This window comes from Streptomyces sioyaensis, from assembly GCF_004122735.1.
GTDB lineage: Bacteria > Actinomycetota > Actinomycetes > Streptomycetales > Streptomycetaceae > Streptomyces > Streptomyces sioyaensis.
On record NZ_SDIF01000068.1, the window covers coordinates 1 to 15,929 of the forward strand.

Annotated in this window: 11 protein-coding genes and 1 riboswitch; of the genes, 4 read left to right on the top strand and 7 right to left on the bottom strand. The window is 71.1% G+C overall.

From position 1 onward, the window contains the following. Nucleotides 1-1,967: GNAT family N-acetyltransferase (locus EST54_RS21845; RefSeq protein ID WP_129249406.1), on the bottom strand; the 1,967-nt coding region annotated here is incomplete at its 3' end. Between the two features lie 220 nt (nucleotides 1,968-2,187). Here EST54_RS21845 and EST54_RS21850 point away from each other — a divergent pair. Continuing rightward, a complete protein-coding gene (locus tag EST54_RS21850) occupies nucleotides 2,188-2,469 on the top strand; it encodes an HPr family phosphocarrier protein (protein ID WP_129249407.1) in 282 nt (93 codons plus the stop codon). Nucleotides 2,470-2,856: 387 nt separating this feature from the next. Here the strand turns inward: EST54_RS21850 and EST54_RS21855 are convergent, their stop codons facing one another. The 4 genes from EST54_RS21855 to EST54_RS21870 form a co-directional block, all read right to left on the bottom strand. Continuing rightward, complete coding sequence (locus tag EST54_RS21855; protein WP_167511588.1) at nucleotides 2,857-3,546, bottom strand: GntR family transcriptional regulator; 690 nt, start codon at nucleotides 3,544-3,546, stop codon at nucleotides 2,857-2,859. Between the two features lie 287 nt (nucleotides 3,547-3,833). Then, the gene (locus EST54_RS21860; RefSeq protein WP_129249408.1) at nucleotides 3,834-4,613 is read right to left on the bottom strand and encodes a M23 family metallopeptidase; all 780 of its coding nucleotides are present in this window, start codon (nucleotides 4,611-4,613) and stop codon (nucleotides 3,834-3,836) included. A gap of 12 nt (nucleotides 4,614-4,625) precedes the next feature. Then, a riboswitch (cyclic di-AMP (ydaO/yuaA leader) is annotated at nucleotides 4,626-4,782 on the bottom strand. A gap of 208 nt (nucleotides 4,783-4,990) precedes the next feature. Next, nucleotides 4,991-6,373: a M16 family metallopeptidase gene (locus EST54_RS21865; protein WP_129249426.1), complete on the bottom strand. Its 1,383-nt coding sequence runs from the start codon at nucleotides 6,371-6,373 to the stop codon at nucleotides 4,991-4,993. Between the two features lie 38 nt (nucleotides 6,374-6,411). Then, nucleotides 6,412-7,752 (bottom strand): M16 family metallopeptidase, encoded by a 1,341-nt coding sequence (locus EST54_RS21870; RefSeq protein WP_129249427.1) that lies wholly within the window; start codon nucleotides 7,750-7,752, stop codon nucleotides 6,412-6,414. Nucleotides 7,753-8,040: 288 nt separating this feature from the next. On the opposite strand from EST54_RS21870, the gene EST54_RS21875 reads away from it, so the two are divergent. Further along, a complete protein-coding gene (locus EST54_RS21875; protein ID WP_129249409.1) occupies nucleotides 8,041-10,488 on the top strand; it encodes a DNA gyrase/topoisomerase IV subunit A in 2,448 nt (815 codons plus the stop codon). A gap of 64 nt (nucleotides 10,489-10,552) precedes the next feature. On the opposite strand, the gene EST54_RS21880 is transcribed toward EST54_RS21875, so the two are convergent. Together EST54_RS21880 and EST54_RS21885 are read right to left on the bottom strand one after the other, a co-directional pair. Continuing rightward, complete coding sequence (locus tag EST54_RS21880) at nucleotides 10,553-11,656, bottom strand: CobW family GTP-binding protein (protein ID WP_129249410.1); 1,104 nt, start codon at nucleotides 11,654-11,656, stop codon at nucleotides 10,553-10,555. Between the two features lie 111 nt (nucleotides 11,657-11,767). Next, the gene (locus tag EST54_RS21885; protein WP_129249411.1) at nucleotides 11,768-12,937 is read right to left on the bottom strand and encodes a citrate synthase/methylcitrate synthase; all 1,170 of its coding nucleotides are present in this window, start codon (nucleotides 12,935-12,937) and stop codon (nucleotides 11,768-11,770) included. Nucleotides 12,938-13,051: 114 nt separating this feature from the next. Here EST54_RS21885 and EST54_RS21890 point away from each other — a divergent pair, with 114 nt between their 5' ends. Beyond that, complete coding sequence (locus EST54_RS21890; protein WP_129249412.1) at nucleotides 13,052-14,299, top strand: citrate synthase family protein; 1,248 nt, start codon at nucleotides 13,052-13,054, stop codon at nucleotides 14,297-14,299. Between the two features lie 185 nt (nucleotides 14,300-14,484). Continuing rightward, nucleotides 14,485-15,477, top strand: coding sequence for a sucrase ferredoxin (locus tag EST54_RS21895; protein WP_129249413.1), 993 nt, complete (start codon nucleotides 14,485-14,487; stop codon nucleotides 15,475-15,477). Nucleotides 15,478-15,929: the final 452 nt, after the last annotated feature.

Here is a 15,929-nt window from a genome sequence, read left to right on the forward strand (position 1 = left end):
GGGTCCTGGGGGCGGGCCGCCCGGTCGCCGGCGGGGGCGTCGGGGCCGGACGCCGCTGCCGGTGCCGGTGCCGGTGCCGGTGCCGGTGCCGCGAGCGTCTCCGCCAGTTCGTTCATCGCGAGGTGGACGACGGTGACCGGCTTCTCCGGGTGGGCCTCGGCGGCGGTACGCAGGGCGGCGGCGAGCGCGGCGCCCTCACCGCCGCCCGGTGAGACCGCGGCCCCCTCCCCCACCCAGGGGATGGCCGTGACGACCACGGCGTCGCAGCCGTCGCCGGCCAGTGCCTCGGCGAGCGCGGCGCGGAAGTCGTCGGGCGTCGCGGTCGAGGTCAGGACGTGGGGCCGCTGCGGGCGCAGCCGTTCGGTCAGGCAGGCGTCGTAGGCCAGCAGCGCCAGCGACTCGGAGTTGCCCAGGATGGCGATGCGCGAGCCGGCCGGCAGCGGCTGGGAGGCCAGCAGCAGCCCGGCGTCGATCAGCTCGGTGACCGTGTCGACGCGGATCACGCCCGCCTGGCGCATCAGGGCGGCGACGGTGCTGTCGGGGACACGGACGGTGGGCACGGCGTGGCCGGGCGGGGCGGTGCCGTTGTGCCGGGCACCCCGGGCGACCACGACCGGTTTGACGGCGGCGGTGCGGCGGGCGAGCCGGGCGAACTTGCGGGGGTTGCCGATGGACTCCAGGTAGAGGATCACGACGTCGGTGTCCGGGTCCTCGTACCAGTACTGGAGCAGGTCGTTCCCGGAGACGTCGGCGCGGTTGCCGGCCGAGACGAAGGCGGAGATTCCTGCGATGCCGCCGTCGCCGGGGCCGCGGGCATGCAGTCCGCTGAGCAGCGCGATGCCGATGGCACCGGATTGGGTGAACAGGCCGATGTGGCCGGCGCCGGGCATCTGGGGCGCGAGGGAGGCGTTCAGCCGGACGCCGGGGGCCGTGTTGATCAGGCCGAAGGCATTGGGCCCGATGAGCCGCATGCCGTACGAGCGGGCCTGGCGGAGCAGGGCGCGCTGCCGCTCCCTGCCGTCCGGGCCCGCTTCGGCGTACCCGGAGGTCAGGATCAGCACGCCCTGGACACCGTGTTCGCCGCAGTCGCGGACGACGTCGGGGACGCTGTCCGCGGGCACGGCGATGACGGCGAGATCGACCGGTTCGGAGATCTCCGGCAACGCGCGGACCGCGGGTACTCCCTCGGGGTCCAGCCGCTGCATCCCTTCGGGGAAGGCGTGGTTGACGGCGTGCACCCCGCCCGTGAAGCCGGAGTCCAGGAGGCTGCGCAGGGCCGTACGGCCAACACCGCCGGGGGCGCGGCCGGTACCGATGACCGCCACCGAGCGCGGGGTGAGCAGCCGCTGGACGGAGCGGGCCTCGGCCCGCTGCTCACGGCCGCGCATCACGGCCATGGACTGCTCGGTCGGCTCCAGATCGAACTCCAGCCGGACCACGCCGTCTTCGAAGGTGCGCTTGTGGGTGTAGCCGGCGTCCGTGAACACCTTGATCATCTTGGAGTTCGCCGGGAGCACCTCCGCGGCGAACCGGCGGATGCCGCGCTCGCGGGCGACGGCGGCAATGTGCTCCAGGAGGGCGGAGGCGACGCCGCGGCCCTGGTGGGCGTCCTGGACGAGGAAGGCGACCTCTGCCTGGTCGTCCTCGGGGTCCTGCGCGGGCAACCCCTGGTCGTTGATCCGGTCGTAGCGGACGGTGGCGATGAACTCTCCGCCGACCGTCGCCGCGAGCCCGACCCGGTCGACGTAGTCGTGGTGGGTGAAACGGTGCACGTCGCGGTCGGACAGGCGCGGGTAGGGCGCGAAGAAGCGGTAGTACTTCGACTCGTCCGAGACCTGTTCGTAGAACGAGACCAGCCGCTCGGCGTCGTCGGGGGTGATGGGGCGGATCCGCGCCGTGCCGCCGTCACGCAGCACCACGTCTGCTTCCCAGTGGGTCGGGTACGCGTGGTCCTGCGACTTCTGCATGCGGACAGCGTACGACCGGGCACCGACAACGGGCGGCGCGCGTACGCTCGGGGGGCAGAGCAGGCCGGGGCTGCCGTCGAGTCCGTACGGCACGGCCCGGCCGGCCGGGCCTCTCTCGGGGATCAGGGGCGGCGAAGGCCAGGACGAACATCTGGTGGAGCACGTCCGGCACCGTGAGAGACTGGTCTAGACAACAGTCACGACTTTGAAGGGCAACACCATGGCAGAGCGCCGCGTCAATGTCGGTTGGGCCGAGGGCCTGCACGCCCGCCCCGCGTCGATCTTCGTCCGTGCGGCCACCGCCTCCGGCGTCCCGATAACGATCGCCAAGGCCGATGGCAACCCCGTGAACGCCGCCTCCATGCTCGCGGTCCTGGGCCTGGGCGCCCAGGGCGGCGAGGAGATCGTGCTGGCCTCCGACGCCGAGGGCGCCGAGGCCGCGCTCGACCGCCTGGCCAAGCTCGTCGCCGAGGGTCTCGAGGAGCTCCCCGAGACCGTCTGAGCCCCTCGGGCTCTGCTGTATGCGGCGGCCCCGCCGCGGCAACCGGTCACCGGCTGCCGCGGCGGGGCCGTTTCACTGCGCCCTGAGTCCGAGGCGGGGCAACGGTGTGCGCGGTCGCCGCACGCGTATGACCGCGGGTGCACCGGAATTCCCCGGCCGCCCGGAAATCCGGGACGGGCGAGAAATAGTGCGCACCATCAGGCATGGCATTCCAGTGCCGTAAAACGCGCACCTTTCGCCATCCGCGGCGCCGAATAATGGGCACCCGAATACGGCGGAATACGCACCGGAGAGGGAGCTCACTTCGCCGCACCGAAACCCGTTCCACACGTCCCACACTTCGCGCACTTCTTCGCGTGTGGGACTTCTTTGTATACGGGACGGTTGTTAAGGGCGGACGCGCACCGTGTTGACGGGTGGTTTCGGATCCCTCACCTCGGTCTTGAGCGGGCGCCGCAGCCGGTACACCGGAAGCGAGCGCTCGACATGGGCCGCCATCAGGGCACGGGCCCGCTCCGCGTCCCCCCGGGCCACCGCGTCCAGCACGGCACCGTGTTCGTCCCACGACTCCCCGGCCCGGGCCGGCGGCTCCACCGCGTACATCCACTCGATCTTGCGCCGCAGCTGGGTCAGCAGCGCCGTCAGGCTGGGGCTGCCGACCGCCTGGGCCAGCGTCTCGTGGAACCAGTCGTCCAGTTGCTGCAGGTCCGCCGGATTGCCGTGACGGGCCCGCTCGCGGCCGAGGCGTACCAGACCGCGGAGCACCTTGAGGTGGGCGGGGCTGCGGCGGGCGGCCGCACGGGCGGCGCCCAGCGGCTCCAACAGGGCGCGGACGTCCAGGAGATCGGCGGCCTCCTGTTCGGTCGGCTCGGCGACACAGGCCCCCGCGTGGTGGCGGGTGGTGACGAAGCCCTCGGACTGCAGGGTCCGCAGCGCCTCACGGATGGGCACTCTGGAAACGCCGTAACGGGCCGCGAGGATCTCCTCGATCAGCCGGCTCCCCGGTGCCAGCGCACCGGAGACAATGTCGTCGCGAATCGCTGTGCACACCGCATGCGCGGAAATATGGCCTCGCATCTCCCGAGCCTCCGCCGTAATCCCCTGGAAACACCGCCGGTCGGCGGCTTTTCCGTGACTCTATTCGACCGGAGGGGATTTTCCGACGGGCACCGAATATTCATGGATATTTTTGGCCGGAAGTCGCGGGCGAGCCGGCCTCGCATCCGGTGCACTCACGCACCCGGCAGCCGCGCCTCCGACATGCCGTGCCGCACGCGCCGAAGCCCCGGTCGCGGGACCGGGGCTTCGGGAGGACGCGCGGTGCGAGGCACCCCTCCCGGGCGGCGGGGCGGGCGAGCGGGAGGTCAGACGTTGACGCCGTGCGCGCGCAGGTAGGAGATCGGGTCGATGTCCGAGCCGTAGTCGGGGCCGGTACGGGCCTCGAAGTGCAGATGCGGGCCGGTGACGTTGCCGGTGGCGCCGGACAGGGCGATCTGCTGGCCGCGGGTGACCTTCTGGCCGACCGAGACGGCGAACGAAGACAGGTGACCGTACTGGGTGTACGTACCGTCGTTCATCTTGATCACGACGTTGTTGCCGTACGAGCCGCCCCAGCCCGCCTCGACGACGGTGCCCGCGCCGACGGCATGGACGCTGGTGCCGGAGGCGGCGTGGAAGTCGATGCCGGTGTGGCTGCCCGAGGACCACAGACTGCTGGACGCCTTGTACCCGGTGGAGACGTAGGAGTCGGCGACCGGCGCGACAAAGGTGTTCAGACGCTTGCGCTCGGCGTCGCGGGCGGCGCGCACCTTGGCCTTGTGGACGGCCTCGGCACGCCGCTTGGCCTCGTCGGCCTGCTTCTTGGCCAGGGCTTCGGCCTTCGCCTGCGCGGCGGCGGACTCCGCGGCGGCGCGCTGCGCGTCGGCCTGGGCCGCGACGTGGCCGGCGAGCTCGTCACCCAGCACGACGGCCCGCTGCAGACCGGTGTCATGGGCGGGTGCCGCGTCCGTGGCGGCCAGCGCCGGCGAGGCCACGGAGGCGACCACACCACCGGCCGCAAGGGTGGCTATGCCGGCGACCTTGCGGGTCGTCCGGGCAGGGCGGTCGGCGCGGCGGTGTTTCCCGGTGGCACGGATGAACGCCATGTACGGGCTTGTCCTTTCCCTCCTTCTCGCCTGCCGGGTTAGCTGACGGGTTCGGAGCAGGAAGGTCTCCTACGGGCTCCTCGGGAGAGGAGTCCGATTCACCCCAAGGGACGTGTGGGTCCCCGGCTCCCCTGGCTCGCGCCGTACGGGGACTCGGCGATGACTGCCCGGTGCCACTGTTGTGGCGGAGTTGTGACGAACAGCCGGACCGACGCTAAACGGGGCCACTTTCCCTGGGCAAACAGATGCCGTTTTTTGTGCGGGATGCCACAAGAACCGGCGCAACCAGCCGTGAGAAAACGGACATACAGCGACTCCCGTGGCGAGTGGGTGCCACGGGAGCCGCTTTGTCGATATATGACCTTCCGTCACGCGGACTAGCCGCTGACGACCGTCACCTCGCCGATGCCCAGCCCCTTGACCGGCTCGGCGATCTGCGCCGCGTCACCCACGAGGACCGTCACCAGCCGGTCCACGGGGAAGGCACTGACCGCCGCCGCGGTCGCCTCGACCGTGCCGGTCTCCGCGAGGCGGGCGTACAACTGCGCCTGGAAGTCGTCCGGGAGATGCTGCTCCACCTGGTCGGCCAGCGTGCCCGCGACAGCCGCCGCGGTCTCGTACTTCAGCGGCGCGACCCCGACGAGGTTCTGCACGGCGACATCCCGCTCGTCGTCGGTCAGCCCCTCTGCCGCGAGGGTGCGCAGCACCTTCCACAGGTCTTCGAGCGCCGGGACGGTGGAGGCGGTGTCCACCGAGCCGCTGATGGCGAGCAGCGCGGCACCCGTGGCCCCTTCGGGGGACGTGGGGGCGGTGGAGCGGAGCACCTGACCGAACGCGCGCACCCCGTAGGTGTAGCCCTTCTCCTCCCGCAGCACACGGTCCAGACGGGAGGTGAGGGTGCCGCCCAGGCAGTACGTGCCGAGGACCTGCGCGGGCCACACCCGGTCGTGCCGGTCGGAGCCGATGCGGCCGATGAGCAGCTGCGTCTGGACGGCGCCGGGGCGGTCCACGACCACCACGCGGCCGGTGTCGTCGGCGACGATCGGCGCGGCCTTCAGCGGCTCGGCCGTCGAGCCGCTCCAGGCGCCGAGCGTGGCGGCGAGCGCCGCGTCCAGGTCGACGCCGGTGAAGTCACCGACGATGACGGCGGTGGCCGTGGCGGGCCGTACATGGGCGTCGTAGAAGGCGCGGACGGCCGCGGCGTCGATGCGCGCGACGGTCTCCTCGGTGCCCTGGCGCGGGCGCGACATGCGGGCCGTGGCCGGGAACAGCTCCTTGGACAGCGCCATGGCGGCGCGCCTGGCCGGGTTGGCGAGCTCGTGCGGGATCTCGTCGAGGCGGTTGCGGACGAGCCGCTCGACCTCGCTCTCCGGGAACGCGGGGGCGCGCAGCGCGTCGGCGAGCAGGCCGAGCGCGCGGTGCAGCCGGGAGGCCGGCACCTCCAGGGAGACCCGTACACCGGGGTGGTCGGCGTGCGCGTCCAGGGTGGCGCCGCAGCGCTCCAGCTCGGCGGCGAACTCCTCCGCGTCGTGCTTGTCGGTGCCCTCGGACAGCGCCCGCGCCATGATCGTGGCGACGCCGTCCAGGCCCTCGGGCTCGGCGTCCAGCGGGGCGACGAGGTTGATCTCGACGGCGACGACCTGCTGACCGGGGCGGTGGCTGGTCAGGAGGGTGAGGCCGTTGGGCAGTTGGCTGCGGTCGGGCGCCGGGAAGGCCCACGGCTTGGGCGCGCCGCCCCGGGGCTGCGGGTGGAAGTCCATCGTGCTCACAGGGGTGTCGGCGTGGGTGGTGGCGTCGCTCACTGGTCCGCCTGCCCTTCCTCGGTGTCGGCGGCGTCGTTCGGCTCGGTCGGCTCGTAGACCAGCACCGCGCGGTTGTCGGGGCGCAGCCTGGCCTTGGCGACCGCCTGCACCTCCTCGGGGGTGATGTCCAGGACGCGCTGGACGGCGCTCAGCGCGAGCTGGGGGTCGCCGAACAGCACGGCGAAGCGGCACAGTTCGTCGGCGCGCCCGCTGACCGTGGCGAGCCGGTCCAGCCATTCACGCTCCAGCTGCGCCTGTGCGCGCTCCATCTCCTCCGGGGTCGGCCCCTCGGCGGCGAAGCGGGCCAGCTCCTCGTCGACCGCGCGCTCGATGTCGGGGACCTCCACCCCGCCGGACGTCTTCACGTCCAGCCAGCCCAGCGAGGGCGCGCCGGCCAGCCGCAGCAGGCCGAAGCCGGCGGCCACCGCACTGCGGTCGCGGCGCACCAGCCGGTTGTACAGCCGGGAGGACTCGCCGCCGCCCAGTACGGTCAGCGCGAGGTCCGCGGCGTCCGCCTCACGGGTGCCGTCGTGCGGCAGACGGTAGGCAGCCATCAGGGCGCGGGAGGGCACGTCCTCCTCGACGACCTCCCGCAGCTGGCCGCCGATGACGTCGGGCAGCGTGCCGTCGCGCGGCGGCTGCTTGCCGTCGTGCGAGGGGATCGAGCCGAAGTACTTCTCCACCCAGGCCAGGGTCTGCTCGGGGTCGATGTCACCGACGACCGACAGGACGGCGTTGTTGGGTGCGTAATACGTACGGAAGAACGCCCGCGCGTCCTCCAGGGAGGCCGCGTCGAGGTCGGCCATCGACCCGATGGGCGTGTGGTGGTACGGGTGGCCCTCCGGGTACGCCATGGCCGTCAGCTTCTCGAAGGCCGTGCCGTAGGGGACGTTGTCGTAGCGCTGGCGGCGTTCGTTCTTGACGACGTCGCGCTGGTTCTCCAGGGACTCGTCGTCGAGCGCGGTCAGCAGCGAGCCCATCCGGTCCGCCTCCAGCCAGAGCGCGAGCTCCAGCTCATGGGCGGGCATGGTCTCGAAGTAGTTGGTGCGCTCGAAGCTCGTGGTGCCGTTGAGCGAACCGCCGGCGCCCTGCACCAGCTCGAAGTGGCCGTTGCCCGTCACCTGCGCGGAGCCCTGGAACATCAGGTGCTCGAAGAGGTGAGCCAGGCCCGTACGGCCCTTGACCTCGTGGCGGGAGCCGACGTCGTACCACAGGCAGACCGCTGCAACCGGGGTCAGGTGGTCTTCGGAGAGCACCACGCGCAGGCCGTTGGCCAGCCGGTGCTCGGTCGCTGTCAGGCCGCCGGACCCGGCTTGTTCTGTGGCCGTGTGACCCATGGGCATGTACGTCCCTTCGATCCGCTTGCGAGGAAGTTCTGTCACTGTATGCAAGCGCGTCGGCATCTGGCGAAGTTCCCGGGTGACCGGCCCCGTGCGTGCGCCCCGCGTGGCTTCCGCGGGAGCCGAAGGGGGAGTCGCGGTCGGCGTTGTCAGTGCGGCGGTCCACAATGGTCCGCGTCAGACTCAGAGATATGCGCGGGCTGATCCCCCGCCCGGTTGACCCGACGGGTTGACCGATGCTTTCCGACATCGGCAGTAGACGCAGCAGAAGGAGCCGCAGCCGCGATGGCCCGCCGCAGCACGAAGACCCCGCCGCCGGACGACTTCGAGGAGAGGATCCTCGACATCGACGTCGTCGATGAGATGCAGGGTTCCTTCCTCGAGTACGCGTATTCGGTCATCTACTCGCGCGCCCTGCCGGACGCCCGCGACGGTCTCAAGCCCGTGCACCGCCGCATCCTCTACCAGATGAACGAGATGGGGCTGCGGCCCGACCGCGGCTACGTCAAGTGCGCCCGGGTCGTCGGCGAGGTGATGGGTAAGCTCCACCCGCACGGCGACGCGTCCATCTACGACGCGCTGGTGCGCATGGCGCAGCCGTTCTCGATGCGGGTGCCGCTGGTGGACGGCCACGGCAACTTCGGCTCGCTGGGCAATGACGACCCGCCCGCCGCGATGCGGTACACCGAGTGCCGGATGGCGTCCGCGACGTCCCTGATGACGGAGTCCATCGACGAGGACACCGTCGACTTCGCACCGAACTACGACGGCCAGGAGCAGGAGCCGGTCGCCCTCCCGGCGGCGTATCCGAACCTCCTCGTCAACGGCGCGTCCGGCATCGCCGTCGGCATGGCGACGAACATGCCGCCGCACAACCTGGGCGAGGTCATCGCCGCGGCCCGTCATCTGATCAAGCATCCGAACGCCGATCTCGACACCCTGATGCGGTTCGTGCCGGGGCCCGATCTTCCGACGGGCGGCCGGATCGTGGGGCTCGACGGCGTACGGGACGCGTACGAGAAGGGCCGCGGCACCTTCAAGATCCGCGCGACGGCCACGGTCGAGACCGTCACCGCCCGCCGCAAGGGGCTGGTGGTCACCGAACTCCCCTTCACGGTCGGCCCCGAGAAGGTCATCTCCAAGATCAAGGACCTGGTCGGCTCGAAGAAGCTGCAGGGCATCGCCGACGTCAAGGACCTCACCGACCGCGAGCACGGCCTGCGGCTGGTGATCGAGGTCAAGAACGGCTTCAACCCCGAGGCCGTCCTGGAGCAGCTCTACAAGCTCACGCCGATGGAGGAGTCCTTCGGTATCAACAACGTCGCGCTGGTGGACGGCCAGCCGCTGACGCTGGGCCTCAAGGAGCTGCTGGAGGTCTATGTCGACCACCGCTTCAATGTGGTGCGCCGGCGCAGCGAGTTCCGGCGCAGCAAGCGGCGCGACCGTCTTCACCTGGTCGAGGGCCTGCTGACGGCCCTGGTGGACATCGACGAGGTCATCCGCCTCATCCGCTCCAGCGAGAACAGCGCGCAGGCCAAGGAGCGGCTGATCGAGCGCTTCTCGCTGAGCGACGTCCAGACGCAGTACATCCTCGACACCCCGCTGCGCCGGCTGACCAAGTTCGACCGTATCGAGCTGGAGTCGGAGCGTGACCGGCTGCAGGACGAGATCGAGAAGCTGACGCGGATCCTGGAGTCGGACGCGGAGCTGCGCAAGCTGGTCTCCGGCGAGCTGGCCGCGGTGGCGAAGAAGTACGGCACGGACCGGCGGACGGTCCTGCTGGAGTCGACGGGCACCTCGGTCGGTGCGGTGCCGTTGGAGGTGTCCGACGACCCGTGCCGGGTGCTGCTGTCCTCGACGGGCCTGCTGGCCCGGACGGTCACCGGCGAGGTGCCCTTCGACGCCGACGCCCGGCGCGTCAAGCACGACGTGATCGTCTCCTCGGTGCCGGCGACGACCCGTGGCGAGGTGGGTGCGGTGACGTCCCTGGGCCGGCTGCTGCGGATCGCGGTGATCGATCTGCCGCAGCTCCCGGAGACGGCGTCCTCGCCCGGTCTCTCCGGCGGTGCCCAGCTCTCGGAGTTCCTGACGCTGGAGGACGGCGAGCAGCTGATCTGTCTGACCACGCTGGACGAGTCCTCGCCGGGCCTGGCGCTCGGCACGGCGCAGGGCGTGGTCAAGCGGGTGGTGCCCGACTACCCCTCCCACAAGGAGGAGTTGGAGGTCATCACCCTCAAGGACGGCGACCGCATCGTGGGGGCGGCCGAGCTGCGCACCGGCGAGGAGGACCTGGTCTTCATCACCAACGAGGCGCAGCTGCTGCGCTATCCGGCCGCGCAGGTGCGGCCGCAGGGCCGGCCCGCGGGCGGTATGACGGGCATCAAGCTGGCCGAGGACGCGAAGGTGATCTCGTTCGCCGCGGTCGATCCGGCCTCCGACGCCATGGTGTTCACGGTCGCCGGCTCGCACGGCACGCTCGACGACTCGGTGGCGACGGCCAAGCTCACCCCGTTCGACCAGTATCCGCGCAAGGGACGGGCGACCGGCGGGGTGCGCTGTCAGCGGTTCCTGAAGGGCGAGGACTGTCTGACCCTGGCGTGGGCCGGGCCGGCTCCGGTGCGGGCCGCGGACGCCAAGGGCTCGCCCGTTGAGCTGCCGGAGGTGGATCCGCGGCGGGACGGTTCGGGGGTGCCGCTGACGAAGTCGGTGGCGGCGCTGGCCGGGCCGGTGTAGGCGGCAGCCGGAAGGGCGGACGCAGGGGACGCCGTCGGGCCGGTGGAAGACCGGCCCGACGGCGTCACCAGTCTTCCTCGCGTGCGGCCACGTACCGCAGCACACCCCACATGCTGTGGGCAGCGGCCTCCGGCGGTGTGCTTTCCCGGCAGTTCTCCAGCTCCTTGCGCAGGGCTTGCGCGTCGATGCCGCTGCCGATCATGACGAGCTGGGTGCCCCGCTCCTCGCCCTTCGGCCACGGCTCGGGGTAGAAGCGCAGGAAGTCACCGACCGCGTGCAGGGTGAACTTCTGGCGGTTCTCCGGCACGTCGAAGTGGACGAAGCCCTTGATGCGGTAGAGACCGGCCGGGCGGCTGTCGAGGAAGTCCATGAGACGGCGCGGGTGCATCGGCTCGGCGGAGGTGAACTCCACGCTCTGGTAGGCGGCGTGGAGGTGGCCCTCATGGTGGGCGTGGTCGGGGTGATCGCAGTGACCGTCGCAGTGGTGGGCGGCGGCATCCTCGTGCCCCGCGGCCTCGCGCAGCAGGTCCTCGAAGGACAGCTGGCGTACGGCCGCGTCGTGGCCCTCCCCCGGTCCGCGGTCGAAGAACAGCTCGGGGTCGACCCGGCCGTACGCCGTGCAGATCACGGGCCGGCCGGGCGCGAGGTCGGCGAGCGTGCCGATGAGTTCCTGTCGTGCGGCGTCGCCGATGCGGTCGGCCTTGTTGAGCACCACGATGTCGGCGATGCCCACATGCCGGTCCAGTTCGGGGTGGCGGGCCCTGGTGTCGTCGAATTCGGCGGCGTCGACGACCTCGATCAGCCCGCCGTAGACGATCCGGTCGTTGTCGCTGGCGAGGATCATCCGGATGAGTTCCTGGGGCTCGGCCAGCCCGCTGGCCTCGATGACGATCACATCGATACGGGCGGCGGGGCGGGCGAGCCGTTCCAGGTAGGTGTCCAGTTCGCTGGTGTCGACCGCGCAGCACAGACAGCCGTTGCCGAGCGAGACCATCGAGTCCACCTGTCCGGCGACGGTCATGGCGTCGATCTCGATGCTGCCGAAGTCATTGACGATCGCGCCGATACGGGTGCCGTCGCCGGTGCCGAGCAGGTGATTGAGGAGGGTGGTCTTGCCCGATCCGAGGAAGCCCGCGAGCACGACGACCGGGATCTGTTGCGTGGCCAAGGGGGCGCCTCCATGGTGCGGGTGGCGGGCCGCGCGGACCGGCGGCGGACGAGCTGTCGATCGTAACGGACCGCCGGCGGCGCGGGCCCGGCTCGGCCGCGGCACCGCCCGCTAGCGGGGCTCGGCGGTGGGCAGCGGCTGCGGCGGGGGCGGGCCCACGTACCGGGCAGCCGGACGAATGATCTTCGAGTCCTCGGCCTGTTCCAAAATGTTGGCGCTCCAGCCGACCACGCGGGCTGCGCAGAAGGTGGGTGTGAACATCTCGCGTGGCATCCCGCACAGCTCCATGACGACGCCCGCGTACAGCTCCACGTTGGTGTGCAGCTCACGGCCGGGCTTGAGCTCGGCCAGCAACGCTTCGACCCTCGCCTCCACCTGGACGGCGAAGTCCACCAGCGGGCCGCCGAACTGCTCGGCGACACCTCGCAGCATCCTTGAGCGCGGGTCTTCCGTGCGGTACACGGAGTGGCCGAACCCCATGATCCGGTCGCCCCGCAGGACACTGTCGCGGATCCAGGAGTCGATGCGGTCGGGGGTACCGATGGCGTCGAGCATGTCCAGAGCCCGGCTGGGCGCACCGCCGTGCAGCGGCCCGGAGAGTGCGCCGACGGCCCCGACGAGGCAGGCCGCAAGGTCGGCGCCGGTCGAGGCGATGACGCGGGCGGTGAAGGTCGAGGCGTTGAATCCGTGGTCGATGGTGGAGATCAGATACGCCTCGATCGCCCGGACCCGGTCCGGCTCCGGCTCTTCGCCCGTGAGCATGTAGAGGTAGTTGGCCGCGTGCCCGAGGTCCGCACGCGGCTCAACCGGCTGCAGCCCCTGACCGAGCCGGTGCAGCGCGGTGATCAGCGTCGGCACTGCGGCGCATGCGGCAAGAGCATCGACGCGGCGGCGGCCGGCGTCGATGTCGTACAGCGGCCGGAAACCGGCCGTTGCACCGAGCAGCGACAGCGCGGTACGCAGCCCGGCGAGCGGGCCGGAGAGTGCGCCGGCACGGGCGAGGGCGGGCAGCGCGTCGCGTACGGCCGCGGGCAGCGCGCGCAGCGCGGCGGTCTCGTCCCTGAAGGCGGCCAGCTGCGCCGCGGAGGGCAGCTGGCCGTGGAACATCAGGTACCACACGTCCTCGAAGCTGCGGGCTGCGGCCAGCTCGACGGCGGAGTACTGGCGGTAGTGGTAAAAGCCCTCGGTGCCTCGGACATCGCCCAGTTGGGTCTCGGTGACGATGACGCCCGCAAGCCCGCGGGGCGCGTCGATCGATGCGTTCACCTCGGCGATCGGCATGGCTGGTCTCCTTAGCTCTTCCTCCACCCAAATATTGATCCGACTGTCTATGCTGGACTCAATACTTGTCAATATTGATTCCATCAATGTGGATGTCCCGGATACGGTGATCCCATGGCAGATCAGGAAGCGGCGCAGGGCAGGGGCGGACAGCGACTGAGCACCCGGGAGACGGCCGAGCGGCTCGGCGTGAAGCCGGAGACGGTGTACGCGTATGTCAGCCGCGGCCAACTTGCCAGCCGCCGGGAGCCGGGCAGCCGCGGCAGCACCTTCGACGCGAAAGAGGTCGATGCGCTGGCCCGCCGCGCCGGCCGCCGCGAACCTTCTGCGCCCGCTGGCGAGTTGGCGATCCGCACCGGCATCACGCTGATCGACCGCAACCACTGTTACTTCCGAGGCGTCGACACGTCGGAACTCGCCGCCCACTACAGCTACGAGGAAGTCGCCGAGTGGCTGTGGACCGGCGAACTACGGCCCGGCATCCGCTTCACGGCACCACGCGACGTACTGTCCGCTGCCCACCGCGCCGTACAGGCGCTTCCGGCACACAGCGGACCGATGGACCGGCTACGGGTCGGTGTGATTGCCGCGGCAGCTGCCGACCCGCTGCGCTTCGACCTGTCCGAGGACACCGTCGTCGACATCGCCCGCAGTCTGATCCCCACCCTGGTCGACGCCTTGCCGTCGCAGTCCCAGAAGCCACCCGCTACCGATCCTCTTGCCACCCGCCTCTGGTCACGACTGACCTCGGAACCGGCCGACGCCGAGGCACTCCGTGTCCTGGACGCCGCATTGGTCCTGCTCATCGACCACGACCTCGCCGCTTCGACGCTCGCGGTCCGGGTCGCCGCCTCGGCCCGTGCCCATCCGTACGCGATCATCTCGGCCGGTTTCGGAGCGCTGGACGGCGTGCTGCACGGCGCGGCAAGCGGACTTGCCCACCGGATGCTGGTGGAGGTGCAGGACCGGGGCAGTGCGGCTGCCGTCGTCGCCGACCATCTGCGGGCCGGCCGCCGAGTGCCGGGGCTCGGTCATCCCCTCTATCCCGGCGAGGACCCACGAGCCCGCGCCCTGTTCAGGCTCCTGGAGGATGTGCCGCAAGCCCGCACCGCCTTGCAGGCCGCCCGCGAAGTGATCACCACCACAGCCCGGCACACGGAACTGCACGCCAACGTCGACCTGGCACTGGCTGTGCTGTCCGTCTCAACAGGCATGCCGGCCGAGGCCGGCGAAACCATCTTCGCCATCGCCCGCACGGCCGGCTGGATCGCCCATGCCCTGGAGGAATACACCGAACATCCCCTCCGGTTGCGCCCCAGCGGCCAGTACCACGGCCCCCGCCCGCCGCAGCCGTTGCCATAGGGGAAGCGGTCGTGGTGTTCGGGCACATCTCGATACGACGCCGGCGGCGAGATCACCAGCACCGCCGTGGTCGGCTCAGCGGTTGCCCCCCTAGGACCGCCAGGTAAGGCGGCGCGCGGCCTTCGCCGTCACTTGGAGACCCACCCGACATCCGACGCCGGGCGAATGAGGTTAGGCTCACCTATGTGAGTACCTGTGCCACCGCTTCCCGTGAATCGGCCGAATCTCTCACCGCGACCGCGGCCACCGCCCGGACCTGGCTGCTCATCGAGCAGACCGGGCCCTGGGGAACCCATGCGCTGACGGACAGTCACCTTGACCCTGACGTCGGCCGGGCCCTGGAGGCCGCGGCCGAGGGTACGGGCGTACGAGTCGCTCTGATCCGCCGGCCTGGCCGTCATGCCGACTGCCACGGCACGTCCCGGCGCCGGATGTTCCTCGCACACACCGCCCCCGGACGCGCCTGGATCCGCACGACCACCGTCACCGACCCGCGGGCGACTCTCGGGCTGGACTTCACGGCTTTGGGAGCGGGTGAGCATCACAACCTCTGGGAGCCGTACATCGGTGAGCCTCTGGTCCTCGTGTGCACCAACGGCAAGCGGGACCGCTGCTGCGCCCTGCTCGGCCGCCCGCTGGCCGCCGAGCTCGCCGCCGGCGGAACCGAGGCCTGGGAGGTCACCCACATCGGGGGGCATCGCTTCTCCCCCACCCTTTTCGTCCTCCCCTACGGCTACGCCTACGGACGCGCCTCGGCCCCTCTCGTCAAGGAGGCTGTGGAAGCGGCGCGCGATGGACGGATCACGATCGACCACTGCCGTGGCCGCTCGGCCTGGGACCGGCCGGGCCAGGCCGCCGACCTTGCGGTCCGCGAGCTGATCGCGGAGGACCGGGCGGACGCACTCGACATCGTACGGACCGACACGGTGCGGCCCGAACCTGCCGACGGCCGGACGAGCGGTGGCTCTGCGTTCGCGGGAGCCTTCCCTACGTGGGTTGTCACCGTGGCGCACTCCGACGGTCGCAGCTGGCGGGTCACCGTCGAACAGCGGGCCGATGGTGCTGCGACGCCCGCCAGCTGTGGTGCGCCGCTCAGTCCACCGGCGCGTATGGCCGTTGCCTCCGTCGCCGCCGCGAACGGCATGCCGCGGAGGCGGGCGCAGGCCGTCAGCAGCTGACCTCAGGGGTTCACCCAGGCACCCGACGGGTCCTTCACGGCGCTCTTCTTCTCTCCCCCGACGCACATGCGAGACCGCATCACTGCCGGTCCAGCGCTCGACCGGAAGCCGGTGACCACTGCGGCTCGTTCTGCCGGGCGGGCGAGCCCCTTCCGGCCGCACGCGGCTACGCCAGGACCACGTGACGCTACAGGCGAAACGCACTGACCAGCTGCGCCGGGGCAGCGCGTCCCCGGCCCAGCGGCAACCGAGCGGTCCACCGCCAGCCACCCTCCACGACTTACGCCAGGCCCCGCAGCCATCCCCCGTCGACCACATGGCCGCTCCCTTCCGTGCACCTGTCGCACACCTCGCCCTGCACCCGCACGGCGTCGGACCGCTGGACGCAGAGCCTGTCGACTTCACCGTTCGAGGCTAGGTGCGCACGTTCCGCAATCGCCAGGCCTGTGGAT

Excerpts from the sequence above, each read along its gene's own strand:
- EST54_RS21885 (WP_129249411.1), bottom strand. The coding sequence starts at position 12,937 with ATGCCGATCGCCGAGGTGAACGCATCGATCGACGCGCCCCGCGGGCTT.
- EST54_RS21860 (WP_129249408.1), bottom strand. The coding sequence starts at position 4,613 with ATGGCGTTCATCCGTGCCACCGGGAAACACCGCCGCGCCGACCGCCCT.
- EST54_RS21890 (WP_129249412.1), top strand. The coding sequence starts at position 13,052 with ATGGCAGATCAGGAAGCGGCGCAGGGCAGGGGCGGACAGCGACTGAGC.
- EST54_RS21870 (WP_129249427.1), bottom strand. The coding sequence starts at position 7,752 with ATGGGTCACACGGCCACAGAACAAGCCGGGTCCGGCGGCCTGACAGCG.
- EST54_RS21850 (WP_129249407.1), top strand. The coding sequence starts at position 2,188 with ATGGCAGAGCGCCGCGTCAATGTCGGTTGGGCCGAGGGCCTGCACGCC.
- EST54_RS21865 (WP_129249426.1), bottom strand. The coding sequence starts at position 6,373 with ATGGACTTCCACCCGCAGCCCCGGGGCGGCGCGCCCAAGCCGTGGGCC.
- EST54_RS21855 (WP_167511588.1), bottom strand. The coding sequence starts at position 3,546 with ATGCGAGGCCATATTTCCGCGCATGCGGTGTGCACAGCGATTCGCGAC.
- EST54_RS21875 (WP_129249409.1), top strand. The coding sequence starts at position 8,041 with ATGGCCCGCCGCAGCACGAAGACCCCGCCGCCGGACGACTTCGAGGAG.